The organism is Allobosea sp. GW821-FHT12C12 (genome assembly GCF_058807355.1).
Window position 1 is genome coordinate 11,676 of sequence record NZ_JBXAQP010000005.1, and the last position, 22,982, is coordinate 34,657.

Genomic DNA, 22,982 nt, shown 5'->3' on the forward strand with positions numbered 1-22,982 from the left:
CCGAGGATGCCGATCCGCTTGCTCCTCGCCTGCCTCGCGCTCGTCATGGCTGCCGTTCCGTCGGCGGGCGCGGCGGAGCGCCTGAGCGGCGAACAGATCCGCCAGGCCTTCGAGGAGAACACCGTCACCGGCCGCTACGCCAACGGCAACCTGCCCTTCAGCGAGTTCCATCATCGCGACGGCCGTGTCAGCGGCCACAACCGCGATGTCCCGAACACGGATGCGTGCTGGACCGTCGTCCCCGACGGCGTCTGCTATTATTACGGACCGCCCGAGCGCCGCCGGACCTATTGCTTCGACATCGAACGCAGCGGCGCGCTGATCGTGATCAAGCGCCGGCCGGGCGGTCAGATCAACGGCCTCGCCGCGATCGAGCCCGGCGATCCGCGCGGCTTCTCGCCGAGCGCGGCCCAATGGACCTGCGACGGGCTGATGTCGCAGCGGCGGATGTCGCCTTCGCTGGCGGGGGCCGGACGGTGACGTCGCCAGCCTGCGGCGGGATCGACGATGTGCTGGCCGCGTTGCGCGCCTGCCGCGTCTGCCGGGATGCGCCGCGTTTCCCGCCCGCCCTGCCGCACCAGCCGAAGCCGATCGTCCAGGCGGCCGCGACGGCGCGCCTGTGCATCGCGAGCCAGGCGCCGGGGACGAGGGCGCATGCGATCGGGCTGCCGTTCTTCGATCCGTCGGGCATCAGGCTGCGGCACTGGCTCGGCCTCGACGAGGATGCCTTCTACGACGCCTCGAAGGTCGCGATCGTGCCGATGGGCCACTGCTTTCCCGGCCTCGACGCCAAGGGCGGCGACCTGCCGCCGCGCCGCGAATGCGCGCCGATCTGGCGCGAGCCGGTTTTCGCCGCGCTTCCCGCGCTCGAACTCGTGCTGGCCATCGGGATGTACGCGCAGGCCTGGCATCTCGGGCCTGGCGCGAGGCTTTCGGACAGCGTCGCGGATTGGCGGGCGGTTCTGGCCGCGCCGCGCCGTCCGCGCATCCTGCCGCTGCCGCACCCGTCCTGGCGCAACAACGCCTGGCTGAAGCAACACCCCTGGTTCGAAGCCGAACTCGTGCCGGCTCTGCGGGCGGAAGTCGCCCGGCTCATGGGCCGGGTTCAGCGATAGGGCCAGTTGCCGGAATCGAGATTGCGGTCGATCCGCCCCTGCGTGCTGATGACGGTGCGGACGCTTCCCACCCCCGTTTCGCCCCTGCTTTCCAGATAGAGCCGGCCGCCCGCGCCGGAGCCGTAACCGCCGCGAGAACCGCTCTTGCCGAACTCGACCTGCACCGAGCCGCCGGCTCGAACGCACAGCGAGGACCCTTCGACCCTGATGAAACCGGGCCCGTATTCGGGGCACGGCCGGGCCGCTCGATCGGTCGGCGCCGGACGCGGCTTCTCGGCGCGGGGCTGGCCGCGCCCCGGCAGCGGTTCGCCGATCGACTGGGCGAGCGCCGGCGCGACGCCGATGGCGAAAGAGACGACAAGAAGGGCAGGACGGATCCGCATGATCGCACCATAGTGCCGCGAATGCGGCAACGCCATGGTCGTCCCGTCGCACCAACGCGCCAAGACGAAATACCCCGGCCTTCCGGCCGGGGTTCGACAGGCTTCGAGTTGGGCCGGAAAGCCGGCCGGTCGCCCTCTTCAGAGCTGATTGCCCGCGCGCGCGCGGATCATGAAATTGTCGTAGGAGTATTCGGCGATCTGGAACCAGAGATATTCGTCATTACGGAACGCCGCCATCGAATCGTAGATCTTCTTGAAATCTGCGTTCTTGGCGTTGGTCTCGGCATAGACCTCCTTGGACGCCTTCAGACAGGCCTCCATGATTTCCTGCGAGAACGGGCGAAGCTGCGCGCCCGCGCCGACCAGGCGCTTCAGGGCGGCCGGGTTGCGGGCGTCGTATTTCGACATCATGTCGACGGTCGACATGTGGCAGGCGGTCGTCAAGATCGACTTGTAGGTCTTGGGCAGCGCTTCCCATTTGGCGATATTGATGAACGAATGCAATCCGGCGGATCCCTCCCACCAGCCGGGATAGTAGTAATACGGCGCGACCTTGTTGAAGCCGAGCTTCTCGTCGTCATAGGGGCCGACCCATTCGGCCGCGTCGACGGTGCCCTTCTCCAGCGCCGGGTAGATGTCGCCGCCGGCGATCTGTTGCGGCACGATGCCGAGCTTGCTGACGACCTGCCCGGCGAAGCCGCCGATGCGCATCTTGACGCCCTGGAGGTCGGCGACGGTCTTGATTTCCTTGCGGAACCAGCCGCCCATCTGGCAGTTCGTGTTGCCTGTCGGGATCGCATAGATGTTGAATTTCTTGTAGAATTCGTTCAGCAGTTCGTTGCCGCCGCCATAGTTGAACCACGCGTTCTGCTGGCGCGCATTCAGGCCGAAGGGCACCGCGGTGCCGAAGGCGAAGGTCGGATCCTTGCCGACATAGTAATAGGACGCGGTGTGGCACATCTCGACGGTGCCGTTGGTCACGGCGTCGGCCGCCTGCAGGCCCGGAACGATCTCGCCGGCCGCGAAGACCTGGATCTGGAACTTGCCGTCCGTCGCCTCGGACACCGCTTTCGCCATCACCTCGGAGCCGCCGAAGAGCGTGTCGAGCGATTTGGGGAAGGAGGAGGTCAGGCGCCACTTCACCTCCGGCGCGGATTGCGCGATCGCGGGGCTGGCGATCGCCCCCGCCGCGGCGCCGGCGCCGGCCACCTTCAGAAATTGACGACGCTTCATCGTGGTGTGTCCTCCCTCAAAGACTGGCGCGCGCCGGTTCCAGCCGCCGTCGCTTCGGCGCAGCAAAGCAGGTCTGATCGCAAGTGCAAGCGAAAAAGCATGGTATGCATGCGCTCATCGCATGGATTCGCGACAAACCGCCACCACTGCGCGCAACGCCCTGATCTGGCGGCAGGGCAGGCCATATTTTATGCGGTCGTCAGTGATGGGATGATGCGCGCCTTCCACGCCGCAACGGCGGGTAGCCCAACAAAAAAGCCCGGCTCGGGCCGGGCTTTCAGGATGACGGACGGGTTCGCCCGCGAAGGAGAGGGCCTCAGCGCGCCCGCGAGCGCACCTGGAAAACGTCGAAGGTCAGTTCGGCGACCTGCCACCAGAGATACTGGTCGGAGCGGAAGGCGGTCATGGCATCGATCGCCTTCTTGAAATCGGCGTTCTTGGCCGAGATTTCGGCATAGAGTTCGTTCGAGGCCTTGAGGCAGGCTTCCATCACGTCCTGCGGGAAGGGGCGAAGCTGCGTGCCGGCGCCGACGAGCCGCTTCAGCGCGGCCGGGTTCTGCACGTCGTACTTCGCCTGCATCTGGGTGTTGGCGTAGGTGCATGCGGCGGTCAGGGCCGCTTGATAGAGCTTGGGCAGCGAGTTCCACTTTTCCAGGTTGACGAAGGCGTGGACGCAAGGCCCGCCCTCCCAGAAGCCCGGATAGTAGTAGAACGGCGCGACCTTCGAGAAGCCGAGTTTCTCGTCGTCATAGGGGCCGACCCATTCCGCGCCGTCGATCGTGCCCTTCTCGAGCGCCGGATAGATGTCGCCGCCGGCGATCTGCTGCGGCACGAGGCCGAGCTTCTGCAGCACCTGGCCGGCGATGCCGCCGATGCGCATCTTCAGCCCCTGGATATCGGCGACCGTCTTGATCTCCTTGCGGAACCAGCCGCCCATCTGGGCGCCGGTGTTGCCGCAGGGCAGGCCGTAGATGTTGAACTTCTTGTAGAATTCGTTGAACAGGTCGTTGCCGCCGTTCTGGAACAGCCAGGCGTTCTGCTGGCGGGCGTTCAGACCGAACGGCACGGAAGACGGGATCGCGAAGGTCGGATCCTTGCCGACGTAATAGTAGGACACGGTGTGGCACATCTCGATCGTGCCGTTGGTCACCGCGTCCGCCGCCTGCAGGCCGGGCACGATCTCTCCGGCCGCGAAGATCTGGATCTGGAACTTGCCCTCGGTCAGCTCGGAGACCATCCTGGCCATGACCTCGGCGCCGCCGAAGATCGTGTCGAGCGATTTCGGAAAGCTCGACGCCAGGCGCCACTTGATCTCGGGGTTGGCCTGCGCGACCGCCGGGGCTGCGACCGTGGCTGCGGCCGCGCCGATCGCGGCGGTCTGGATGAACTGACGACGCTTCATAAGGGTTCTCTCCTTGGAATTTTCAGCAAAACGACGCACAGACGGGTTTGGTCCCGCTGGACGATGTTTCAGGACCTTGGCTGCGGATCGCAGCGATCTTCAAGGTCGGCATGCGTTGTTCTTTGGTGCAATGGCGAGCCGGAGAGGATAGTATACTTGCATGGATTTTGCGCACATCTCCCTAAACATGCGACGACCGTCAACCAGTTCTACAGGCTCGACAATTGCGCGTGGAACATGGCACGGCTGCGCGCGAGGCAGATGAAACGCTTCCTCCGCGTGGGCAACCTCCGCGTGCCGATTCCGCCAGACTGAGACGAAAGAGCGCGCCATGGACAGGGACAAGCTGGCAGAACTCCGCGCGCGCTATGCCGGCGCGAGCGGGGCCGATATCCACGATCCGCGCTTCGCCAAGGTCGCCGCCGGCCAGTTCAAGGGCGACAAGCGCAAATGGCCCTTCGCCGACGTCGCGACCTTCATCAGCGCGCCTTATCGCCCCGATGCCCTGACGCTGCCTGATCTCGGCGGCCTCGATGTCGCGATCATCGGCCTGCCGATGGATCTCGGCGTCACCAACCGCGCCGGCACGCGGCTCGGGCCGCGCGCGGTCCGCGCCGTCGAGCGCATCGGGCCGATGGACCATGTGCTGGGCACCGCGCCGTTCGGCATGCTCGAGGCCGCCGACATCGGCGACGTGCCTTTCCGCTCGCGCTATTCGCTGGAAAGCTGCCACGAGGACATCGAGGCGACGTTCAGGACCATCGTCGCGGCCGGCGTCTCGCCGCTGGCGGTCGGCGGCGATCATTCGATCACCTATCCGATCATGCGCGCGCTCGGCGAGAAGCGGCCCGTCGGCATGGTCCATATCGACGCCCATTGCGATACGTCCGGCCCCTATGAGGGCTCGAAGTTCCACCATGGCGGCCCGTTCCGTCAGGCGGTGCTCGACGGCGTGCTCGATCCGCGGCGTGTCATCCAGATCGGCATCAGGGGCGGGGCCGAATATCTCTGGGAGTTCTCCCATGAGAGCGGCATGACGGTGATCCACGCCAACGAGGTCGACGATCTCGGCCTCGACGCGGTGATCGCGAAGGCGCTCGCGGTCATCGGGGACGGCCCGACCTACGTCTCCTTCGACGTCGATTCGCTCGATCCGGCCTTCGCGCCCGGCACCGGCACGCCCGAGGTCGGCGGCCTGACGCCGCGCGAGGCGCTGGCCATCCTGCGCGGGCTCAAGGGCGCCAACATCGTCGCCGCCGATGTCGTCGAGGTCGCGCCGCAATATGACGCGACCTCCAACACCGCCCAATGCGCGGCTCAGGTGCTGTTCACGGAACTCTGCCTCATCGTCGAGGCCCGCGCGCGTGGACAAGGCCGGCCGTGACGCGGAAAGCCGTCGAGCTCGACGCCGTCGACCGCAGGATCGTCGCGATCCTGCGCGAGGAGGGGCGCATCACCAACCAGGCGCTGTCGGAGCGGGTCGGCCTCTCGGCGCGGCCCTGCCTCGAGCGCGTGCGCAAGCTCGAGGCGTCCGGCCTGATCCAGGGTTACAGCGCCCGACTCGCGCCCGAACTCGCCGGCCACGCCGTCGTCGCCTTCGCCTCGATTTCGCTGCGCGACCATTCCGTCGGCCGGCGCGAGCGGGTCGAGAAGGTGCTGAAGGCCTGTCCCGATGTCGTCGAGCTGCAGGTCGTCAGCGGCGACGCGGACTACCTCGCCCGCATTGTCGCGGGCTCGCTGGCGGATTACGAGGAGCTGACGGGAGCCTGGCTGGCGGATGCGCAGCTCGGCGTGGCGAAGATCGCGACGACGTTCGCGCTCAAGGCGTTGAAGGAATTCGGTGGGTATCCGCTCGGGGAGGGGTGAGCGGGCATAATCAGGGTCGCGTCGCCAGCCAGATCACATGTCGCTTGCCGCGGCGGTTGCGACCAGCCCGCACGACCGCCTCCTCGACGGCGAACCCCGCGCGCTTCAGCCTTTGCGTGAAACCGCGATCCGGTCCCTGCGACCAGACGGCGAGGATGCCGCCCGGCGTCAGGGCCGCGCGTGCCGTCGCCAGTCCGGCGTCGCCGTAGAGCGCGTCGTTCTCCGCCACCGTCAGCCCGTCCGGGCCGTTGTCGACATCGAGCAGGATTGCGTCGTAGCGCGACGGCGCGGCGGCGATCGGCGCGCCGACATCCGCCACCGCCAGGCTCACGCGGGCATCGTCGAGACAACCGGCGAAAAGGGCGGCCATCGGCCCGCGCGCCCAGGTCACGACCTGCGGCACGAGTTCGGCGACCTCGATCCGCGCGTCCGCGCCGAACGCCAGGAGCGCCGCCCGCAACGTAAACCCCATGCCGAGCCCGCCGATCAGGATGCGAGGGTTTGTTCGTTCGGCCAGCCGCGCGGCGGCGAGGCTGGCGAGCGCTTCCTCCGAGCCGCTCAGGCGGCTGCTCATCAACTCGTTGGCCCCGAGCATGATCGAGAACTCCGCTCCGCGGCGCTTCAGGCGCAGTTCGCCGCCGCCGGGCAAGGGCGCGCTGTCGAGGGTTTCCCAAGGAATCATGTCCGGCGCTCGTCCGCGAATGGCAGGCTGGCCTATGCGTGACGACGGCGAGGAGCAAGCCGCCCGCGCCGAATCTGTTGCCTGAACGACAGATTCGGCTGCCGTTTCGCCCCCAGGTCAGCGCATCCGGCCGTGGACGCCCGGCTATCCTCGTCGCGAGCGAGGGAGAGACGCCATGAACGCCATCGTCCGCGAAAACGAGGTCTGTGCGCGGAACTACGCGCCGCTGCCGATCATGCTGAGCCATGGCGAGGGCGTCTGGCTCACCGACATCGCCGGCGTCAGGCGGCTCGACATGATGAGCGGCTATTCCGCCGTCAGCCTCGGGCATGGCCACCCCCGCATCCTGAAGGCGCTCTCGGAACAGGCGGCGCGACTCGCCGTGACCAGCCGCGCCTTCCACACCGAGCCGCTCGGACCGTTCCTGGCGAAGCTCTGCGCGGTCTCCGGCCAGGAGATGGCGCTGCCGATGAACACCGGCGCGGAAGCCGTCGAGACCGCGATCAAGGCGGCAAGGCGCTGGGGCCATCAGGTCAAGGGCATTGCCGAGGGCAGGGCCCGTATCATCGTCGCCGACGGCAATTTCCACGGCCGCACCACGACCATCGTCGGCTTCTCCTCGGACGATAGCTATCGCGACGGCTTCGGTCCCTTCGCGCCGGGCTTCGACCGCGTCCCGTTCGGAAATGCGGATGCGGCCGCGGCGGCGATCACGCCCGACACCGCCGCGATCCTGATCGAGCCGATCCAGGGCGAGGCCGGCATCGTCCTGCCGCCGGCGGGCTATCTCACGCGCCTGCGCGAACTCTGCGACGCCCGCAACGTCCTGCTCATCCTCGACGAGGTCCAGTCGGGCCTCGGCCGCACGGGGGCCTGGTTCGCGCATCAGCACGAAGGCGTGCGTCCCGACGGGCTGATCGTCGGCAAGGCGCTCGGCGGCGGGGTCTATCCGGTCTCGGCCTTCCTGTCCTCGCGGGCGGTGATGCAGGTCTTCGGGCCGGGCTCGCATGGCTCGACTTTCGGGGGCAACGCGCTCGCCGCCGCGATCGGGCTGGAGGCGCTGACCGTGATCGAGGAGGAGGGGCTGGTCGCGCGCTCGGCCGGGCAGGGCGCCTATCTCAGGGTGCGTCTGGCGGCGATGACGCGAGGGCTTGCGCGCGATGTCCGGGGCCTCGGCCTGTGGGTCGGCGTCGAGATCGACCCGGACGTCGCTTCGGCCAGGGCGCTGGTGGCGCAGCTTGCCGATGCCGGCGTGCTGACCAAGGAAACCCATGAGACGGTCATCCGCTTCGCCCCGCCCCTGACGATCAGCCGCGCCGAACTCGACTGGGGCCTGGCCCGCTGCGGGGCGGTTTTCCGCAAGGCCGGCGCGTCGTCGGAAGCCGTCGCAGCCTGACATGACGCGGCGGCCGGTGCTGCGCGCCGTGGGCGTCGAGCGGTCAATACACTGAAAAACATCAGTAATCGGCCTTTCTCTCTTGCCGGTTCTTTGAGCGCGGCCGCTTGAAAAAGCTGCATCGCCCCACTTGCGGGCAGGGCGCATCCTCGCCCAATCTGCAAGCACAAGCCGGCAGCGGGAATTCGAAACGCCCGCCCGGTCGAACCTTGAGGGAGGCACCATGAAAGGTTTCGTTCGTTTTCTCGCCGCGGCCGCTCTGACGGTCGTCGGCGCGACCGGCGCCCTGGCCCAGGCCAAGGAGTGGAAGGAGATCCGGATCGGCACCGAGGGGGCCTATCCGCCCTTCAACAACCTCAACGCCAAGAAGGAGCTGGAAGGCTTCGAGATCGACTACGCCAACATGATCTGCGAGAAGATGAAGGTGAAATGCACCTGGGTGGTGCAGGACTGGGACGGCATCATCCCGGCGCTGCTCGCCAACAAATACGACATCATCATCGCCGGCATGAACGCGACCGACGAGCGCAAGAAGCGCGTCGATTTCACCGCGATCTACACCAAGACCCCGATCTGGGCGATCAGCGCCAAGACGACGGCCGGGCCGCTCACGCCGGCGCTGGCCAAGGGCAAGGCCGTCGGCACGCAGGGCGCGACCATCCACGCCAACTTTCTCGAGAAATACTACAAGGACGCCAATATTAGGCTCTATCCGACGCAGGAGGAGGCCAATCTCGACCTGCTCAACGGCCGCCTCGACTACATCGTCGCGGATTCGCTGGCGCTGCAGGACTTCCTCGACGGCAAGGGCAAGGACTGCTGCAAGCAGGCCGGCGAGATTCCGCGCGATCCGGCGATCCATGGACCCGGCGTCGGCGGCGCGGTGCGCAAGGGCGACGCCGAGCTGAAGGCGATGTGGGACAAGGCCATCGCCGAGTCGCTCGCCGACGGCTCTCACAAGAAGATCCAGGACAAGTGGTTCAAGATCGCCATCATGTGAGGCGACAGGATTGATCTGTCGGCCCGCCGGCGTCCGCGCCGGCGGGCTTCTTTGGATACGGCCCGCCCGGGAGCCTCATGCTCGACAAGTTCGCACTGCTCGGCTTCGGACCCGGCGGCTGGGGGCCGCTGCTGCTTCAGGGCGCCTTCGTCACCATCTCGATCGCGCTGGCGACGTTGCCGTTCGGGCTCTTGCTCGGGCTCGTCGTCGCGCTCGGCAAGCGCTCGGAAAACGCGGTCCTGCGCTGGCTCGCCACCGTCTACACCACGGTTTTCCGCGGCGTGCCCGAGTTGCTGACGCTCTACATCATCTATTTCGGCATCCAGATCCTGCTGCAGGAGCTATGGCAGACGCTCGGACTGCCCGGCGCCTTCTCGATGCCGCCCTTCGTGGCCGGCATGGTCGCGCTCGGCGTCGTGCTCTCGGCCTTTTCCAGCGAGGTCTGGGTCGGCGCGCTGAACTCGATCCAGAAGGGCCAGCGCGAGGCGGCCGCGGCGCTCGGCCTGTCCAAGGCCCAGGCCTTTCGCCTCGTCGTCTTCCCGCAACTGATCCGCGTTGCGCTGCCGGGACTGGGCAACAACTGGATGGTGCTGCTGAAGGAGACCTCGCTGGTCTCGGTCATCACCCTGCAGGACATCATGTTCATCACCACCCGGGCCAATGTCGCGACCAAGGAGCCGTTCCTGTTCTTCGGCGCGGCGATGCTGATCTATTTCGCCTTCTCGCTGGCCTCGGCCTGGGGCATCGGCAAGCTCGAGGCGCGCACCAATCGCGGCATCGCCGCATTCGGGGGCGCGACGCGATGAACTGGTGCGAGTATCCCGGCTATCTCGTCGGCAGCGAGGTCTTCCAGAACTATGGCTGCCGGATGGCCAGCGGCCTCTGGATCACCATCGAGTTGGTCGCGATCTCGTCCTCGCTCGGCTTCGTGCTCGCCGTCGGCCTCGCCATCGCGCGGCTCTACGGGCCGCGCTGGGCGCAAGTCTCGATCAACGGCTACACCACCTTCTTCCGCGGCACGCCGCTGCTCTGCCAGCTCTTCCTGGTCTATTACGGTTTCGGCCAGTTCCGCCTGTTCTGGCAGGATGTCGGGCTGTGGTGGTTCTTCCGCGAGCCGTTCTATTGCGCGGTCTTCACCTTCACCATCAACACCGCCGCCTATCAGGCCGAGATCCTGCGCGGCGCGATCCAGTCGATCCCGCGCGGGCAGTTCGAGGGCGCGCTGGCGCTCGGCCTGCACCGCTGGGCGAGCCTGCGCCACGTCATCATGCCGCAGGCGATGATCCTCGGCCTGCGCCCGCTCGGCAACGAGCTGATCGTGATGATCAAGGTCAGCGCCATCGCCTCGCTGGTGACGATCTACGACCTGATGGGCGCGACCAAGCTCGCCTTCTCGCGCTCCTTCGACCTGTCGATCTACATCTATGCCGCGCTGATCTACCTCGTGCTGGTCGAGATCATCCGGCGCGTCTGGGACAGGTTCGAGCTCAGGCTGACGCGGCATATGGCGCTGCGCTGAGGTTGGACAGCGGCCGCGCCGGGCCTAGATTAGGCTCATGACGATTTCGCCTGACGAGGCTGGCATGGACACCTCGCTCGACATCGACTCAAAGCTCGAAGCGCGCATCCGCGATTTGGCGGAACGTCAGCAGCGATCTTCAGACTCTGTCGTGACCGAAGCGATCGAGCATTATGTGACGCGCGAGGAGGCTCGCCTGAGCTTTGCTCAGGAGGCGGCGGACTCCTGGAGGCACTATCAGGAGACAGGGCTCCATATCACAGGCGATGAACTCTTCGCTTGGCTTGATACGTGGGGAACCGATGCTGAAAAAGATCCGCCAGCTTGCCATACCTAGTCGTTTCATAAGAAGCGCTTTTAGGTATTCGGCGGTGCAGACGCTTTCTCGAAAATCGAAATTCCAAAGCGGCTGACAAAGCCTCTTCTACGATCAGGCGTCAGATTTCGGCGCGCTTGCACCCAGATATCGGCCGCTTGGCACACGACGCCGAAGGCGAGCGGGAGCTAATAATCGCCTTTGGCGACTCCGGCCATATCGCTCGCTATCGATATGAGCCGCTTGACGACAAGATCGTCGTGTTGGCCTTCCGCCATCGGCGCGAAGCGGGCTATTGACGCCGTTGCCCCCACGCATTCCTCCCGTTTCGCGCAAGCCGACATCGCATCGGCGCCGCTTTGCGCCGGCGTCCCGCCGCGCTAAACCCCACCCGAAGCAGCATGGTGCCAGCGGAGCGGAACAATGACCAAGGTCGCCTTCATCGGTCTCGGCGTCATGGGCTATCCCATGGCCGGCCATCTCAAGGCCAAGGGCCACGAGGTCACGGTCTACAACCGCAATCCCGACAAGGCGGCCAAATGGGTCGCGCGGCATGCCGGCGTCTCGGCGGCGACGCCTGCCGATGCCGCGAAAGACCAGGAAATCGTCTTCTGCTGCGTCGGCAATGACGACGATCTGCGCTCGGTCACGCTCGGCGAAGGCGGGGCCTTCGCCGGGATGGCCAGGGACGCGATCTTCGTCGACCACACCACGGCCTCGGCCGGCGTCGCCCGCGAACTCGACGCGGCCGCGAAGGCAGGCGGCTTCGGCTTCGTCGACGCGCCGGTCTCGGGCGGCCAGGCCGGGGCGGAAAACGGCGTGCTCACGGTGATGTGCGGCGGCGATCCCGCCGTCTACGCCCGTGTCGAGCCGGTGATCGCGAGCTTCGCCCGCATGTGCAAGCTGATGGGCCCGGCCGGCTCCGGTCAGCTCACCAAGATGGTCAATCAGATCTGCATCGCCGGCCTCGTCCAGGGCCTGTCGGAGGGCATCCACTTCGCCAAGCGCGCCGGCCTCGATGTCGAGGCGATGCTGGAGGTGATCTCCAAGGGCGCGGCCGGTTCCTGGCAGATGGAGAACCGCGGCAAGACCATGAACGCGAACAAGTTCGATTTCGGCTTCGCCGTCGACTGGATGCGCAAGGATCTCGGCATCGTGCTGGACGAGGCCCGCCGCAACGGCGCGCAGCTTCCGGTCACCGCGCTGGTCGACCAGTTCTACGCCGAGGTCCAGAAGATGGGCGGGCGGCGCTGGGACACCTCCAGCCTGATCGCGCGCCTCGAGGATTGAGCCGCGCGGGCGAGCTACGGCCGCCGTTCGGCTGCGTCTCGCGCCGGCGCGCGCGAGACGGCGGCGAGGCCCACGGCCATCATCAGCCACATCAGCAGGACCAGAGCCTGCGGCCAGAGCGTGACCGCCCAGCTCGCGAGGATGGTCGCGAGCGCGCCCGAGCCGAGCTGGATCGCGCCCATCAGCCCGGCGGCCGAGCCGGCGAGCTCGGGCCGCGCCGAGAGCGACTCGGCCGTCGCGCCCGGAATGGTCAGCCCGTTGCCGACGGCGCTGATCGCCAGCGGCAGGAACAGCGCCAGCGGCGTCCAGTAGGGCGTCAGGGACAGCGCCATGGCGACGGTCATCGCGGTGACGGAGATGGCGAGCCCGGTGCGGACCATGCGCGCCGTGCCGAGCTTCACGGCCAGCCGCGACATGGCGAAGTTGCCGACCATGTAGCCGAAGGCGTTGAGGATGAAATAGGCGCCGTAGACGTCCGGTCCCCGGCCCATGGTCTCGACCACGATGTAGGGGGCGGCCGCGATGAAGGCGAAGAACGCGCCCGAGGTCATCGACACCGCGATCACGTTGACGACGAAGCCACGGTCGACGATCAGCGCCGGAAAGGCCCGGAATATCCCGAGGAACGAGGCGCCGACGCCGATCCGCGGCGCGGTCTCTGGCAGGCGCAGACTCGTCATCATCAGGACGACGACGCCCGCGGCCGTCATGAACCAGAAGATCATCCGCCAGCCGAACCGGGTCTCGATATGGCCGCCGAGATAAGGCGCGATCATCGGGGCGACGACCATCACCATGGTGACACTGGCGATCAGGCTCGCCGCCTCGTCGCGGTTCGCCGTGTCGCGGATGATGGCGCGCGAGAGCGCGAAGGCCGAGCCCGCGCCGGCGCCCTCCAGCAGCCGCGCCGCCAGCAGCACGCCGGTCGTCTCCGCCAGCGCCCCGAGCGCCGAGCCGGCCACGAACAGCGCGATGCCGCCATTGACGCAGGGGCGGCGCCCGAAGCGGTCGGAGAGCGGGCCGATGATCAGCTGCGTCAGCGCCACCGCCACGAGGAACAGCGTCAGCGTCAGCTGGATCGTGGCGTAGCTCGTCGAAAAATGCCGCGCCAGTGTCGGCGTCGCCGGCGCGAGCAGGTTGAGCGCGATCGGCTGCAGCGTCGAGATCGCGACGAGGATCATCAGCGTCGGCCTGGCCGGAAGCGGGCTCGCGCTCATGTCGGCGGGCCGCCCGGGAGCTTGAGGTTGGAATCGGGCCGGACCCGCTGTCGGTGCATGGTGTAGAGGCCGCTGCCGACGATCAGCGCGATGCCGGCGACGGCAAGCGCGTCCGGCGCCTCGCCCCAGACGACGTAGCCGATCAGCACGGCGAAGACGACGACGCTGTAGCGATAGCCCGAAATGACGCCGAGATCGGTGTTGCGTAAGGCGCTGACGATGAAGAAGCCGCCGGTCGAAACCAGGACCGCCGCGAGCGCCACATAGACGGTCTCGATGCGCCAGTAGGGTTGCCAGGTCTCGAACAGGCCGTAGCCGAGAGCGGCCATGCCGACGATTATGGTCGTGGTCAGCGAGATCACGGTCGAGGGCACGTCGTTGCCGATGCCGCGGGTCAGCAGGTCGCGCCAGCCGCCCAGGATGGCGCTGATCAACGCGACGATCGCGGCCGCGTTGAAGCCGTCGGCGGCCGGTCGCACGATCAGGAGCACGCCGCAGAAACCGACGCCCAGGGCAACCGTTCGCCGCCAGCCGATCCGCTCGATCCGCAACGCCACGGCGAGCGCGACGATGATCAGCGGCGAGGTCAGCACGATCGCGGTGATGTTGCCGAGCGGCAGGAGGCCCAATGCCCAGATGAAGGAGAGGGCGACCGCGCTCTCGATCAACCCGCGCAGCAGCACGGGCGGTCTGAAAGCCATCCTGAGCTTGCCGCCCTCCCTGAGCAGGAAGACCATGGCGAGCCCGGTCAGGACGGCGAAGATGGTCCGGATCGCGACCGCCTGGCCGGCCGGATAGACCTCGCGGGCGAGCTTCATCAGCGTGTCGTTGCCGACGAAGAGCGCCATCGCCGCGACCATGGCGACGATGCCGCGTCTGTTTTCGGCTGCACTGGCCAAGGCTCGAGAATCCTGTCGGCGCGGTCGCTCAGGCCGCGAAGCGGGAAAGCGAGAACGGCGCGAGGTCGAAGGCGGACCGCCCCGTCGTGGAGAGATCGGCGAGAATTTCGCCGATGGCGCTGGCGAACTTGAAGCCGTGACCGGAGTGCGAGCCTTCGAAATAGGCCAGCCGGATGATCCGCGTCATGCCGTGCGAGGAGCCCATGGCGTGGCCGAGATCGAAGCGTTCCAGCCCGAGCACCTTGAGGCCGCGCCTGGCGAGGCGCCAGCACGCGGCCGAGCCCATGGCGCCGACTCCGGCGACGATGACGTCGTAGCTTTGGCTGGACATGGGCATGGCTCTGGGACAGGCGGCGAAGCGGCGGGCGCCAGAGCCTTACAGGGCGTCCCCGCGGGGGTCCATGCCTGCAATTGTCTGGCCTGATGCGCAGCCGGCGCCGGTGACGTTTCGTTAACGCTGTTGTCCGATTGTCATAAGGTTCCACCTCTACAGGATTGGCTATGTTCCGCAGGGTTCGGCGCTGGTTCGGCAGTCGAGACCGTCAGGGCGCCGCCGATCCGACGCCCGATGGCGCGCCGCCGATTGCGCCGGCGCGGACCGATTTGGCCTCTGCCATCGTCGTGGACGATACGCTCTGCGAAGCCGTCGGCACGCTCGAGCAGGACGTGGTCGCCGCGATGCGGCGCGTCACCGGAGGGCTTGGTCGCGCCGAACAGTATTCGGCGCATTCCGAGGCGCGCTCCCGGACCATCCACGAGAGCATCGTCGATCTTCGCGCCGCGACCTTCACGGCCAATACCCATTCCTCCGCGCTGGCCACGGCCACGCAGCAGGTTTCCGATGCGGCCGAGCAGGTCGGCAGCTCGATGAGCAGCGCGCGCAACCGTCTCGACGCGGCCGCGACGCGCGCCGGCGAGGCGACCGCGATGATGGACGGGCTCGCGCTGGCGACCGTCGAAATTCGCGGCATCGTCGATTCCATCGCCGAGATCGCGCGACAGACCAACCTGCTCGCGCTCAACGCGACGATCGAGGCCGCGCGCGCGGGCGAGGCCGGGCGCGGCTTCGGCGTCGTGGCGCAGGAGGTCAAGACGCTCTCGGTCGAGGTGCGCGACGCGGTCGACCACATCCGCGGCCGCGTCGACAATCTGGCGCAGACGGCCCAGGGCTCGGCGCTGATCGTCAACGAAGCGCTGCAGATGGTTCGCGAGGTCAATCCGGTCATCGCCGCAATCGGCGGGGCTTCGCAGGAGCAGGCGGCGGCGGCCTCCGAACTGTCGCGCAGCGCCGGCGAGACCGCGCGCTTCATCGGCACCGTATTGCAGCGCGTCGACGAGATCGACCGCGTCGCGCTCTCCGCCGCCGACGAAAGCGCCAACGCCCGCAAATCCCTCTCGGACGGCGCGCGCCAGGCCGACAGCATGCTGCGGCGGTTCATCCCGACCTTGCGCCACACGGCGTTCGCGGATCGCCGCCAGCACGATCGCTTTCCGACCGAGCATCGCGCGGAATTCACCGGTTCCGGCGCCTCCGTCGCCAGCCAGACGATCGATCTCGGCCTCGGCGGAGCCTTGATCGCGAATCACGGCGCTTCGCCGCCGCCCGTGGGTGCGAGCGGCAAGATCCGGATCGGCACGCTGGAGCCGCTCGGCGCCCGCGTGGTCGCGATCAGCGACCTTGGGCTGCACATCGCCTTCGCTTCGGCCGAAGCTGCCGGCCATGACGGGCTGAAGGCGCTGCTCAGCGAGATCGAGCTGTCCTATCGGCCGTTGATCGAGCCGGCCCAGATCTTCGCGGCCCGAGTCTCCGACCTGATGCAGCAGACGCTGCGCGAGGCGCGGCTGAGCGAGGACGAGCTGTTCGACATCGACTACAGGCCGGTGCAAGGCAGCGATCCGCCGCAATACACGAATCGCGCCCTGCCGGCCCTGCTGGCGATCCTGCCGCCGCTGCTGGCCGAGATACTGGCGAGCGACAAACGCCTGGTCTTCGCGCTGCCGATCGACCGCAATGGCTACATTCCCGTGCACAACGCGGCGTTCTCGCAGCCGCAGCGGCCGGGCGACGTCGTCTGGAACGCCGTCCACAGCCGCAACCAGCGCATTTTCGACGATCGCGCCGGCATCATGGCCGGGCGTTCGCTGCGCCCCTTCCTGGTCCAGGCCTACCGGCGCGACATGGGCGGCGGCGTGACCGATCTGGTGCGCGAGGTCGATGCGCCCCTGCGCGTCAACGGTCGCCACTGGGGCGGCGTTCGCATGGCCTATGAGATGTGACGACCGACGAGCGGCGCGTCACAGCCGCTCCCAGGTGAACGGGATGTTCAGTCGCCGCAGCACGTCGCGCCACAGGGTCGATGCCTGCTCCAGCCGCTGCGCGTCATAGCCGCCCTGGACCTGATGCACGCTGAGCGCCCAGCTGGGCCCGTCCGCATCCTTCCAGACCTTGTCGACCAGCCTTCGCAACCGCTCCGGCTCGCGCGCCGCCGCGTTCGTCCCGAACACGGTGTATTGGGCCGAGTTCTGCAGCATGTCGGAGACGAGCACGAGCGCCTTGTCGCCCGCGGGCACGCGCGTCTCGCGACGCGCCATCACGTCGCCCATCGCCTCCGCGATCGGGGAGAGATTGCCCCGCGCCGGCTGGCTCAGCTGCGCCAGGGCGTCGTCGAGCGGCCGGCCGAACTTCTCGACCCAGCGGACATAGTCGCGGCGCGGATTGCCGATCAGCTCGCTTACCGTGCGGCCGGGATTGCACAAGGACAGCAGGGGCGGAAAGCCGGGCTCGAAGGCGTCGCTGAAGGCATAGATCGAGATCATCCGGTCGGCCGGCAGCTCGTCGCCCATGCGCTTGACCAGCCGCTTCAGCCGTCCGGCCTGGACCTCGCTCCACGGGTCGCTCTTGTCGACCAGCACGAGCGTATGGCCGACCGCGCCGGTCTTCGGGCAGAGCGTCTCCGCGTCGCGCGGCGGTCCGCGCAGCAGCGTCGGCGCGAGGAAGAAGCCGGCCAGCACGAGACCCGCCGCCAGCGAGCCGACGATCGCCCAGTGCTCGCCCTTCATGCCGGTGCGCCGCCGGAGCTTGACGCGGAGGGCGGCATGCCGGCCGAGAAGGCTTTCCGGGTCGCCTCGTCCCGCGCGAAGGCGTCCTCGCCGGCCTTGATCGCCGCCGCCTTGGCGCGCGCGACCTCGTCAGGCCAGTCGACGCCGCGCAGCATGGCGAGCTGGTCCTTGAGCTTGGCCTCGATCAGCGCCGGCAGATTGGAGAGCTGGCGCTCGAAATCGGCGATCGCGCCTTTCACCAGCGCGTGCTCGGGCGGCGCCGTCGCGTGGTCGAGTTCCGGCATCGACAGGCCCTGCGAGAAATAGGCCGGCGGGACGTCGCTGCGCACCTTCAGATTGGCCTCGCGATACTGCATCAGCGCCCCGTCGCGAGCGGCTCGCAGCTGCGCGAGCCGGATCTGGTCGAGATCGCGCGCCTGGTCGGCCGAGGCCTTGGTCAACTGCAGCCTGTCGATCTCGGCCTGGCATTCCGAGCGGAAACCGTCGATCTGCGTGCGGATGGTCAGCAGCTCCGGCATCAGGCTGGCGTCGAGCGCCTGCTGCTCCTGCTCGACCTCGCGCCAGCGCTGGCGCCAGCGCTTGAACGAGGCGGCGTGGCCGGGATAGCTGCCGAAAGCGCTATAGCCCTTGGTCGCGGCGATGAAGGCGACGATGACGCCGATGATCACGAGCGCGATCGACTTCAGGTCGTTGATGGCGAGCAGATTGGCCGCCATGCGCGGCGCGACCTGGACCGAGGTCGCGTCGGGATTGGCGAGCAGCAATTCGCGGTAATGCCCGACCGCGAGGTTGAACAGCAGGATCACCATGATCATCCCGACATAGGCCGGCAGCGCCCAGAACAGATGCGAGGCGCGCGCATGCTGGGTGTAGCGCGCCGGGCCCAGCCCGAGGATGAAGCCGAGCGCGATGTTGAGACCGGAGATGATCACGGCGGTGGCGGCCCCGCCGACGAGCCCGAACTCGCTCGCCTCGGCGAAGAAGGTGCCGTTGAGCAGGCTCTCGATCGCCAGCGGCACGATCAGGAACAGCAGGGTGAACTGCCATTTCTCCAGCTTCGGATCGGCGGGGCGTTGGTGGACATGGCAGAAGAAGTCGTATTCGCGCTTGGCGCGCAGGCAGTCATGGACCTTCTGCTTCAGCGCGCCGCCGCCCTTGGCTAGCAGCGCCCGCATCGTCTCGTCGACCCCGCGGATGCGCGCCTCGTAGCGCTCGGCGGTGAAGGCCTCGCGCCGGCCGATCACCTCGGCATAGAGCGCGTTCAGCCGGGCGGCGGTCTCGCGCCGGATCGACGACTGCAATTCGCCGACGCGCGCCAGCACGTCCTGCTCGGTCCGGGACGGCACGGTCGCATACGCGGCGGGCATGTTGTCGAGCGCGTCATGCGCGCCGTTCCAGCCGGCCTGCGTCGTCTCGGCGAGATGATGCGCCGAGATGCGCTGCCCGCCGGGATCGGACTCCTCCTCGTCACGCGCCATGGCGTGCGCTTTCGAGCGAGCGGCGAGCCTCGACCAGATCGACATGGAAGCTGCGGAAGCCGCGCGCCGCGGGCCGCAGATAGGTCCGCGCGAACCAGAGCGCGAGCCCGGCCAGCACGCAGGCGATCGCGGCCGCGATCAGCGGTCCGGACGGAGCCGTCGCGTCACGCTCCGACCAGAGCCGGACGCCCGCCATGGCGACCGCCAGGACGGCGGCGAGCGCCAGGACCGCACCGAAACGGGCGCGCCCGATATCGTAGCCGAGCCGCAGCACGAGGCCGATCGCGGCGAGGATCGCGCTCGCCCAGATTTCGACGAGGACGATGCCGACGAGGAGAGCGGCCGGGACCGCCAGCAGGAGATGCGGCCAGCCCCAGCCGCCGAGCCAGCCGAAGACGGCGGCCATCGAGACGGCCGCGAGATAGAGGCAGGCCAGCAGCGCAAGCCCGAGCAGGACCGCCGGCAGCGGCGCGCGCCGGCGCAGCGCGAAGGCCATGCGGAACAGGTGCCCGAAACGGCTCTCGACCACCGTTCGCCGGACGGCCAGCGAGGCGGATCGCGGGATTGCCTTGAGCCGCGCAAGCATCATCCCGACATCAGACGCAAAGGAAATGGTTCACCTGCTGGAACGTTAGTCCATCGCATCGAAGCGTCAAGTTGCGGCGGAGCTGTGGCGCGCGCATGCGGCGAGACGCTGCGCCGACATGCCTGCCCGTCCCAACAACGGACGGTCAGCCGCCGGTGACGCTCATATGGCGGCCGACGGCCGGCGTCCCGCGCCTGCGGTCGATGATGAAATCATGGCCTTTCGGCTTGCGCGCGATCGCCTCGTCCATGGCGCGGTGCAGCAGCGCGTCGTCGGCGGAAGCCCGCATCGGCGCGCGCAGATCGGCGGCGTCCTCCTGGCCCAGGCACATATAGAGCGTGCCGGTGCAGGTCAGCCGCACGCGGTTGCAGCTCTCGCAGAAATTATGCGTCATCGGCGTGATGAAGCCGACGAGCCCGCCGGTCTCCTTGACGCGGACATAGCGCGCCGGCCCGCCGGTCCGGTAGGGATCGTCCACCAGCGAGTATGTGTCCATCAGCCGCGCCCGGACGACCGAGAGCGGCAGGAACTGGTCGATCCGGCCGGGCTCGATCTCGCCGAGCGGCATCACCTCGATCAGGGTCAGGTCCATGCCGAGTCCGTGCGACCAGGTCATCAGGCTCTCGATCTCGCCCTCGTTCACGCCCTTGAGCGCGACGGCGTTGAGCTTGACCCGCAGGCCCGCCTTGCGCGCCGCCTCGATGCCGGCCAGCACCTTGCCGAGATCGCCCCAGCGCGTGATCCTGCGGAACTTGTCGGGGTCGAGCGTGTCGAGCGAGACGTTGATCCGGCGCACGCCGTAATCCGCCAGCTCCTGCGCGTAGCGCTCGAGCAGCGAGCCGTTGGTCGTCAGCGTCAGCTCCTGCAGCTGGCCCGAGGCCAGATGACGCGACAGCGAGCGAAACAGGCTCATGATGTCGCGCCGCACCAGCGGCTCGCCGCCGGTGATGCGCAGCTTGCGGGTGCCGCGCTGGATGAAGGCGGTCGAGAGCCGGTCGAGCTCCTCCAGCGTCAGCAGGTCGCGCTTGGGCAGGAAGGTCATGTCCTCCGACATGCAGTAGACGCAGCGGAAATCGCAGCGATCCGTCACCGAGATGCGCAGATAGGAGATGGCGCGGTCGAACGGATCGACGAGCGGCGCGCGCATCAGCGGATTCTGGGTCTCGATCAGCACGCCGGGCTATCCTCGGGCCGCCGCGTTGTGAGTGGCTGCGGCCGCCTTGTCCTGTATAGAGCCGCAAGACATTGGCATTGCGAGGGCGCACGTCAAGCGCGGCCAAGGTCGCAGTCATCGGGGATATCGCACGATCATGTCAGCCTGGCCGACCGAACTGCGTCTTTCCAAGGACCGTCGCACCCTCCATGTCGCCTTCGAGGACGGCGCGTCATTGGCGCTGTCGGCCGAACTCCTGCGCGTCGAAAGCCCGTCGGCCGAGGTCCAGGGTCACGGCCCGACCCAGAAGAAGACCGTGCCCGGCAAGCGCGAGGTCGAGATCCTCAAGGTCGAGCCCGTCGGCCACTACGCGGTCAAGCTGACCTTCGACGACATGCACGATACCGGCATCTACGGTTGGGACTACCTGCGCGAGCTCGGCGAGACCGGCGAGGCGAAGATGCGGGCCTATTGCGACGAGCTGGAACGTCAGGGGCTGTCGCGTGAGCGCTCCCGGCGCTGATCTGGCGTCGGGAGCGCTCACTCCACTACGCGCACCGCCCCTTTGGCCGCGCTCGTTGCCATCGCGGCATAGGCCTTCAGCGCCGTGGTGACCTTGCGTTTGCGCGGCGCGGCCGGCTTCCAGGCGTCCTTGCCCCTGGCCTCCATCGCGGCGCGGCGGCGCGCCAGCTCCTCGTCGGAGACCTGCAGCGAGATCGAGCGGTTGGGGATGTCGATCGCGATGACGTCGCCGCTTTCGACCAGCCCGATCGCGCCGCCCTCGGCCGCCTCCGGCGAGACATGGCCGATCGAGAGACCGGATGATCCGCCGGAAAAACGCCCGTCGGTGACGAGCGCGCAGGCCTTGCCCAGCCCCTTCGACTTCAGATAGCTCGTCGGGTAGAGCATTTCCTGCATGCCCGGCCCGCCGCGCGGCCCCTCATAGCGGATCAGCACGATCTCGCCGGCCTTGACCTTGCCGTTGAGGATGCCGTCGACCGCCGCGTCCTGGCTCTCGAAGATCACGGCGGGGCCGGAGAAATTCAGGATCGAGGCGTCGACGCCGGCCGTCTTCACGATGCAGCCGTCGAGCGCGATGTTGCCGTAGAGCACGGCGAGCCCGCCATCCTGCGAATGGGCATGGGCCCTGTCGCGGATCACGCCGCCCTGCCGGTCGAGGTCGAGCTCCTCGTAGCGCCGCTCCTGGCTGAACGCGACCTGCGTCGGCACGCCGCCGGGGGCGGCGCTGTAGAAGGAGCGAACGCTCTCGCTCTGGGTCTGCGCGACGTCCCAGCGCGACAGCGCCTCGGCCATGGTGGCGGAATGCACGGTCGGCAGCGAGGCGTCGATCAGCCCGGCCCGATCGAGCTCGCCCAGGATCGCCATGATGCCGCCGGCGCGGTGGACGTCCTCCATATGCACGTTGGCGACCGAGGGCGCGACCTTGCACAGCACCGGGACGCGCCGCGACAGCCGGTCGATGTCGGCCATGGTGAAGTCGCATTCGGCCTCGTGCGCGGCGGCGAGCAGATGCAGCACCGTGTTGGTCGAGCCGCCCATGGCGATGTCGAGCGTCATCGCGTTCTCGAAGGCCTTGAAGCCCGCGACGTTGCGCGGCAGCACGCTTTCGTCGTTCTGCTCGTAATGGCGGCGCGCGATGTCGACGATCAGGTGCCCGGCCTCGATGAAGAGGCGCTTGCGGTCGGCATGGGTCGCGAGCACCGAGCCGTTGCCCGGCAGGGCCAGACCCAGCGCCTCGGTCAGGCAGTTCATCGAGTTGGCGGTGAACATGCCCGAGCAGGAGCCGCAGGTCGGACAGGCCGAGCGCTCGATCGCCTCGACTTCGCTGTCGGAGTATTTGCTGTCGGCGGCGGCGACCATCGCGTCGACGAGGTCGACTTTCTTGAGCACGCCCTCGGCGATGTACTTGCCGGCCTCCATCGGGCCGCCCGAGACGAAGACCGTCGGGATGTTGAGGCGCATCGAGGCCATCAGCATGCCGGGCGTGATCTTGTCGCAGTTCGAGATGCAGACCATGGCGTCGGCGCAATGGGCGTTGACCATGTATTCGACGCTGTCGGCGATCAGCTCGCGCGAGGGCAGGCTGTAGAGCATGCCGTCATGGCCCATGGCGATGCCGTCATCGACCGCGATGGTGTTGAACTCCTTGGCGACGCCGCCGGCTTTCTCGATCTCGCGCGCGACGAGCTGGCCGAGATCCTTGAGATGGACATGGCCGGGCACGAACTGAGTGAAGGAGTTTACGACCGCGATGATCGGCTTGCCGAAATCCGAATCCTTCATCCCGGTGGCGCGCCAGAGGCCGCGCGCTCCGGCCATGTTGCGGCCGTGGGTCGTGGTGCGTGAGCGATAGGCGGGCATCGGCG

The 22,982-nt window shown here is 67.9% G+C and carries 25 protein-coding genes; 13 read left to right on the forward strand and 12 right to left on the reverse strand.

The window, feature by feature from the left end:
* The first annotated feature begins 6 nt into the window (after positions 1–6).
* Both AC1RRW_RS08505 and AC1RRW_RS08510 read left to right on the forward strand, forming a co-directional pair.
* On the forward strand, positions 7–480 hold the full coding sequence (locus AC1RRW_RS08505) for a hypothetical protein (protein WP_492900256.1): 474 nt from the start codon (positions 7–9) through the stop codon (positions 478–480).
* Complete coding sequence (locus tag AC1RRW_RS08510) at positions 477–1,115, forward strand: uracil-DNA glycosylase family protein (RefSeq protein WP_492900257.1); 639 nt, start codon at positions 477–479, stop codon at positions 1,113–1,115. The genes AC1RRW_RS08505 and AC1RRW_RS08510 overlap by 4 nt, the downstream gene beginning before the upstream one ends.
* Here the strand turns inward: AC1RRW_RS08510 and AC1RRW_RS08515 are convergent.
* From AC1RRW_RS08515 to AC1RRW_RS08525, 3 genes are all read right to left on the reverse strand, one after another.
* On the reverse strand, positions 1,106–1,498 hold the full coding sequence (locus AC1RRW_RS08515) for a hypothetical protein (protein ID WP_492900258.1): 393 nt from the start codon (positions 1,496–1,498) through the stop codon (positions 1,106–1,108). The two genes, AC1RRW_RS08510 and AC1RRW_RS08515, sit on opposite strands and share 10 nt — an antisense overlap.
* A gap of 138 nt (positions 1,499–1,636) precedes the next feature.
* Positions 1,637–2,731, reverse strand: a complete 1,095-nt coding sequence (locus AC1RRW_RS08520) for a TRAP transporter substrate-binding protein (RefSeq protein ID WP_492900259.1) — start codon at positions 2,729–2,731, stop codon at positions 1,637–1,639.
* A 316-nt stretch (positions 2,732–3,047) separates the two neighbouring features.
* On the reverse strand, positions 3,048–4,133 hold the full coding sequence (locus AC1RRW_RS08525) for a TRAP transporter substrate-binding protein (protein WP_492900260.1): 1,086 nt from the start codon (positions 4,131–4,133) through the stop codon (positions 3,048–3,050).
* Between the two features lie 331 nt (positions 4,134–4,464).
* On the opposite strand from AC1RRW_RS08525, the gene speB reads away from it, so the two are divergent.
* Together speB and AC1RRW_RS08535 are read left to right on the forward strand one after the other, a co-directional pair.
* Entirely contained in the window at positions 4,465–5,517 is a 1,053-nt protein-coding gene (gene speB, locus AC1RRW_RS08530; RefSeq protein ID WP_492900261.1) for an agmatinase, read from the forward strand.
* Positions 5,514–5,999: an Lrp/AsnC family transcriptional regulator gene (locus AC1RRW_RS08535; RefSeq protein WP_492900262.1), complete on the forward strand. Its 486-nt coding sequence runs from the start codon at positions 5,514–5,516 to the stop codon at positions 5,997–5,999. Before speB ends, AC1RRW_RS08535 begins: the two co-directional genes overlap by 4 nt.
* 10 nt (positions 6,000–6,009) lie before the next feature.
* On the opposite strand, the gene AC1RRW_RS08540 is transcribed toward AC1RRW_RS08535, so the two are convergent.
* Positions 6,010–6,681, reverse strand: coding sequence for a spermidine synthase (locus tag AC1RRW_RS08540; protein ID WP_492900263.1), 672 nt, complete (start codon positions 6,679–6,681; stop codon positions 6,010–6,012).
* 175 nt (positions 6,682–6,856) lie between these two features.
* On the opposite strand from AC1RRW_RS08540, the gene rocD reads away from it, so the two are divergent.
* From rocD to AC1RRW_RS08575, 7 genes are all read left to right on the forward strand, one after another.
* A complete protein-coding gene (rocD, locus tag AC1RRW_RS08545; protein ID WP_492900264.1) occupies positions 6,857–8,077 on the forward strand; it encodes an ornithine--oxo-acid transaminase in 1,221 nt (406 codons plus the stop codon).
* Between the two features lie 223 nt (positions 8,078–8,300).
* A complete protein-coding gene (locus AC1RRW_RS08550; RefSeq protein WP_492900265.1) occupies positions 8,301–9,077 on the forward strand; it encodes a transporter substrate-binding domain-containing protein in 777 nt (258 codons plus the stop codon).
* A gap of 77 nt (positions 9,078–9,154) precedes the next feature.
* Positions 9,155–9,883, forward strand: coding sequence for an ABC transporter permease (locus AC1RRW_RS08555; protein ID WP_492900267.1), 729 nt, complete (start codon positions 9,155–9,157; stop codon positions 9,881–9,883).
* The gene (locus AC1RRW_RS08560) at positions 9,880–10,596 is read left to right on the forward strand and encodes an ABC transporter permease (RefSeq protein WP_492900268.1); all 717 of its coding nucleotides are present in this window, start codon (positions 9,880–9,882) and stop codon (positions 10,594–10,596) included. The genes AC1RRW_RS08555 and AC1RRW_RS08560 overlap by 4 nt, the downstream gene beginning before the upstream one ends.
* A 64-nt stretch (positions 10,597–10,660) precedes the next feature.
* Positions 10,661–10,933, forward strand: coding sequence for a CopG family ribbon-helix-helix protein (locus tag AC1RRW_RS08565; RefSeq protein ID WP_492900270.1), 273 nt, complete (start codon positions 10,661–10,663; stop codon positions 10,931–10,933).
* Between the two features lie 26 nt (positions 10,934–10,959).
* A complete protein-coding gene (locus AC1RRW_RS08570) occupies positions 10,960–11,211 on the forward strand; it encodes a type II toxin-antitoxin system RelE/ParE family toxin (RefSeq protein ID WP_492900620.1) in 252 nt (83 codons plus the stop codon).
* Between the two features lie 124 nt (positions 11,212–11,335).
* The gene (locus AC1RRW_RS08575; RefSeq protein ID WP_492900271.1) at positions 11,336–12,202 is read left to right on the forward strand and encodes an NAD(P)-dependent oxidoreductase; all 867 of its coding nucleotides are present in this window, start codon (positions 11,336–11,338) and stop codon (positions 12,200–12,202) included.
* Between the two features lie 14 nt (positions 12,203–12,216).
* On the opposite strand, the gene AC1RRW_RS08580 is transcribed toward AC1RRW_RS08575, so the two are convergent.
* The 3 genes from AC1RRW_RS08580 to AC1RRW_RS08590 are packed head-to-tail and all read right to left on the reverse strand — an operon-like array spanning position 12,217 to position 14,649.
* A complete protein-coding gene (locus AC1RRW_RS08580; RefSeq protein ID WP_492900272.1) occupies positions 12,217–13,419 on the reverse strand; it encodes a multidrug effflux MFS transporter in 1,203 nt (400 codons plus the stop codon).
* Positions 13,416–14,318 (reverse strand): DMT family transporter, encoded by a 903-nt coding sequence (locus AC1RRW_RS08585; RefSeq protein ID WP_492900273.1) that lies wholly within the window; start codon positions 14,316–14,318, stop codon positions 13,416–13,418. Before AC1RRW_RS08585 ends, AC1RRW_RS08580 begins: the two co-directional genes overlap by 4 nt.
* A gap of 28 nt (positions 14,319–14,346) precedes the next feature.
* A complete protein-coding gene (locus tag AC1RRW_RS08590) occupies positions 14,347–14,649 on the reverse strand; it encodes an FAD-dependent oxidoreductase (protein ID WP_492900274.1) in 303 nt (100 codons plus the stop codon).
* Between the two features lie 170 nt (positions 14,650–14,819).
* Between AC1RRW_RS08590 and AC1RRW_RS08595 the strand changes: the two genes are divergently transcribed.
* Complete coding sequence (locus AC1RRW_RS08595) at positions 14,820–16,595, forward strand: methyl-accepting chemotaxis protein (RefSeq protein ID WP_492900275.1); 1,776 nt, start codon at positions 14,820–14,822, stop codon at positions 16,593–16,595.
* Positions 16,596–16,613: 18 nt separating this feature from the next.
* Here the strand turns inward: AC1RRW_RS08595 and AC1RRW_RS08600 are convergent, their stop codons facing one another.
* The 4 genes from AC1RRW_RS08600 to moaA all read right to left on the reverse strand — a co-directional run bounded on the left by AC1RRW_RS08600 (position 16,614) and on the right by moaA (position 20,589).
* Positions 16,614–17,378 carry a hypothetical protein gene (locus tag AC1RRW_RS08600; protein WP_492900277.1) on the reverse strand — a complete coding sequence of 255 codons (765 nt, stop codon included), beginning with the start codon at positions 17,376–17,378 and terminating at the stop codon, positions 16,614–16,616.
* Positions 17,375–18,856 (reverse strand): hypothetical protein, encoded by a 1,482-nt coding sequence (locus AC1RRW_RS08605; protein WP_492900278.1) that lies wholly within the window; start codon positions 18,854–18,856, stop codon positions 17,375–17,377. The genes AC1RRW_RS08600 and AC1RRW_RS08605 overlap by 4 nt, the downstream gene beginning before the upstream one ends.
* Entirely contained in the window at positions 18,846–19,445 is a 600-nt protein-coding gene (locus AC1RRW_RS08610) for a hypothetical protein (protein ID WP_492900279.1), read from the reverse strand. Before AC1RRW_RS08610 ends, AC1RRW_RS08605 begins: the two co-directional genes overlap by 11 nt.
* A 142-nt stretch (positions 19,446–19,587) precedes the next feature.
* Positions 19,588–20,589 carry a GTP 3',8-cyclase MoaA gene (gene moaA, locus AC1RRW_RS08615; RefSeq protein WP_492900621.1) on the reverse strand — a complete coding sequence of 334 codons (1,002 nt, stop codon included), beginning with the start codon at positions 20,587–20,589 and terminating at the stop codon, positions 19,588–19,590.
* A 163-nt stretch (positions 20,590–20,752) separates the two neighbouring features.
* Between moaA and AC1RRW_RS08620 the strand changes: the two genes are divergently transcribed.
* Positions 20,753–21,118 carry a gamma-butyrobetaine hydroxylase family protein gene (locus AC1RRW_RS08620; protein ID WP_492900280.1) on the forward strand — a complete coding sequence of 122 codons (366 nt, stop codon included), beginning with the start codon at positions 20,753–20,755 and terminating at the stop codon, positions 21,116–21,118.
* A gap of 17 nt (positions 21,119–21,135) precedes the next feature.
* On the opposite strand, the gene ilvD is transcribed toward AC1RRW_RS08620, so the two are convergent.
* Positions 21,136–22,977: a dihydroxy-acid dehydratase gene (gene ilvD / locus AC1RRW_RS08625; protein ID WP_492900281.1), complete on the reverse strand. Its 1,842-nt coding sequence runs from the start codon at positions 22,975–22,977 to the stop codon at positions 21,136–21,138.
* Positions 22,978–22,982: the final 5 nt, after the last annotated feature.

Bases quoted from the DNA above. Each gene is read 5' to 3' on its own strand.
- AC1RRW_RS08505 (WP_492900256.1), top strand. From the start codon at position 7: ATGCCGATCCGCTTGCTCCTCGCCTGCCTCGCGCTCGTCATGGCTGCC.
- AC1RRW_RS08515 (WP_492900258.1), bottom strand. From the start codon at position 1,498: ATGCGGATCCGTCCTGCCCTTCTTGTCGTCTCTTTCGCCATCGGCGTC.
- AC1RRW_RS08520 (WP_492900259.1), bottom strand. From the start codon at position 2,731: ATGAAGCGTCGTCAATTTCTGAAGGTGGCCGGCGCCGGCGCCGCGGCG.
- AC1RRW_RS08525 (WP_492900260.1), bottom strand. From the start codon at position 4,133: ATGAAGCGTCGTCAGTTCATCCAGACCGCCGCGATCGGCGCGGCCGCA.
- speB (WP_492900261.1), top strand. From the start codon at position 4,465: ATGGACAGGGACAAGCTGGCAGAACTCCGCGCGCGCTATGCCGGCGCG.
- AC1RRW_RS08540 (WP_492900263.1), bottom strand. From the start codon at position 6,681: ATGATTCCTTGGGAAACCCTCGACAGCGCGCCCTTGCCCGGCGGCGGC.
- rocD (WP_492900264.1), top strand. From the start codon at position 6,857: ATGAACGCCATCGTCCGCGAAAACGAGGTCTGTGCGCGGAACTACGCG.
- AC1RRW_RS08550 (WP_492900265.1), top strand. From the start codon at position 8,301: ATGAAAGGTTTCGTTCGTTTTCTCGCCGCGGCCGCTCTGACGGTCGTC.
- AC1RRW_RS08555 (WP_492900267.1), top strand. From the start codon at position 9,155: ATGCTCGACAAGTTCGCACTGCTCGGCTTCGGACCCGGCGGCTGGGGG.
- AC1RRW_RS08560 (WP_492900268.1), top strand. From the start codon at position 9,880: ATGAACTGGTGCGAGTATCCCGGCTATCTCGTCGGCAGCGAGGTCTTC.
- AC1RRW_RS08565 (WP_492900270.1), top strand. From the start codon at position 10,661: ATGGACACCTCGCTCGACATCGACTCAAAGCTCGAAGCGCGCATCCGC.
- AC1RRW_RS08575 (WP_492900271.1), top strand. From the start codon at position 11,336: ATGACCAAGGTCGCCTTCATCGGTCTCGGCGTCATGGGCTATCCCATG.
- AC1RRW_RS08580 (WP_492900272.1), bottom strand. From the start codon at position 13,419: ATGAGCGCGAGCCCGCTTCCGGCCAGGCCGACGCTGATGATCCTCGTC.
- AC1RRW_RS08590 (WP_492900274.1), bottom strand. From the start codon at position 14,649: ATGTCCAGCCAAAGCTACGACGTCATCGTCGCCGGAGTCGGCGCCATG.
- AC1RRW_RS08595 (WP_492900275.1), top strand. From the start codon at position 14,820: ATGTTCCGCAGGGTTCGGCGCTGGTTCGGCAGTCGAGACCGTCAGGGC.
- AC1RRW_RS08600 (WP_492900277.1), bottom strand. From the start codon at position 17,378: ATGAAGGGCGAGCACTGGGCGATCGTCGGCTCGCTGGCGGCGGGTCTC.
- AC1RRW_RS08605 (WP_492900278.1), bottom strand. From the start codon at position 18,856: ATGGCGCGTGACGAGGAGGAGTCCGATCCCGGCGGGCAGCGCATCTCG.
- AC1RRW_RS08610 (WP_492900279.1), bottom strand. From the start codon at position 19,445: ATGATGCTTGCGCGGCTCAAGGCAATCCCGCGATCCGCCTCGCTGGCC.
- moaA (WP_492900621.1), bottom strand. From the start codon at position 20,589: ATGCGCGCGCCGCTCGTCGATCCGTTCGACCGCGCCATCTCCTATCTG.
- AC1RRW_RS08620 (WP_492900280.1), top strand. From the start codon at position 20,753: ATGTCAGCCTGGCCGACCGAACTGCGTCTTTCCAAGGACCGTCGCACC.
- ilvD (WP_492900281.1), bottom strand. From the start codon at position 22,977: ATGCCCGCCTATCGCTCACGCACCACGACCCACGGCCGCAACATGGCC.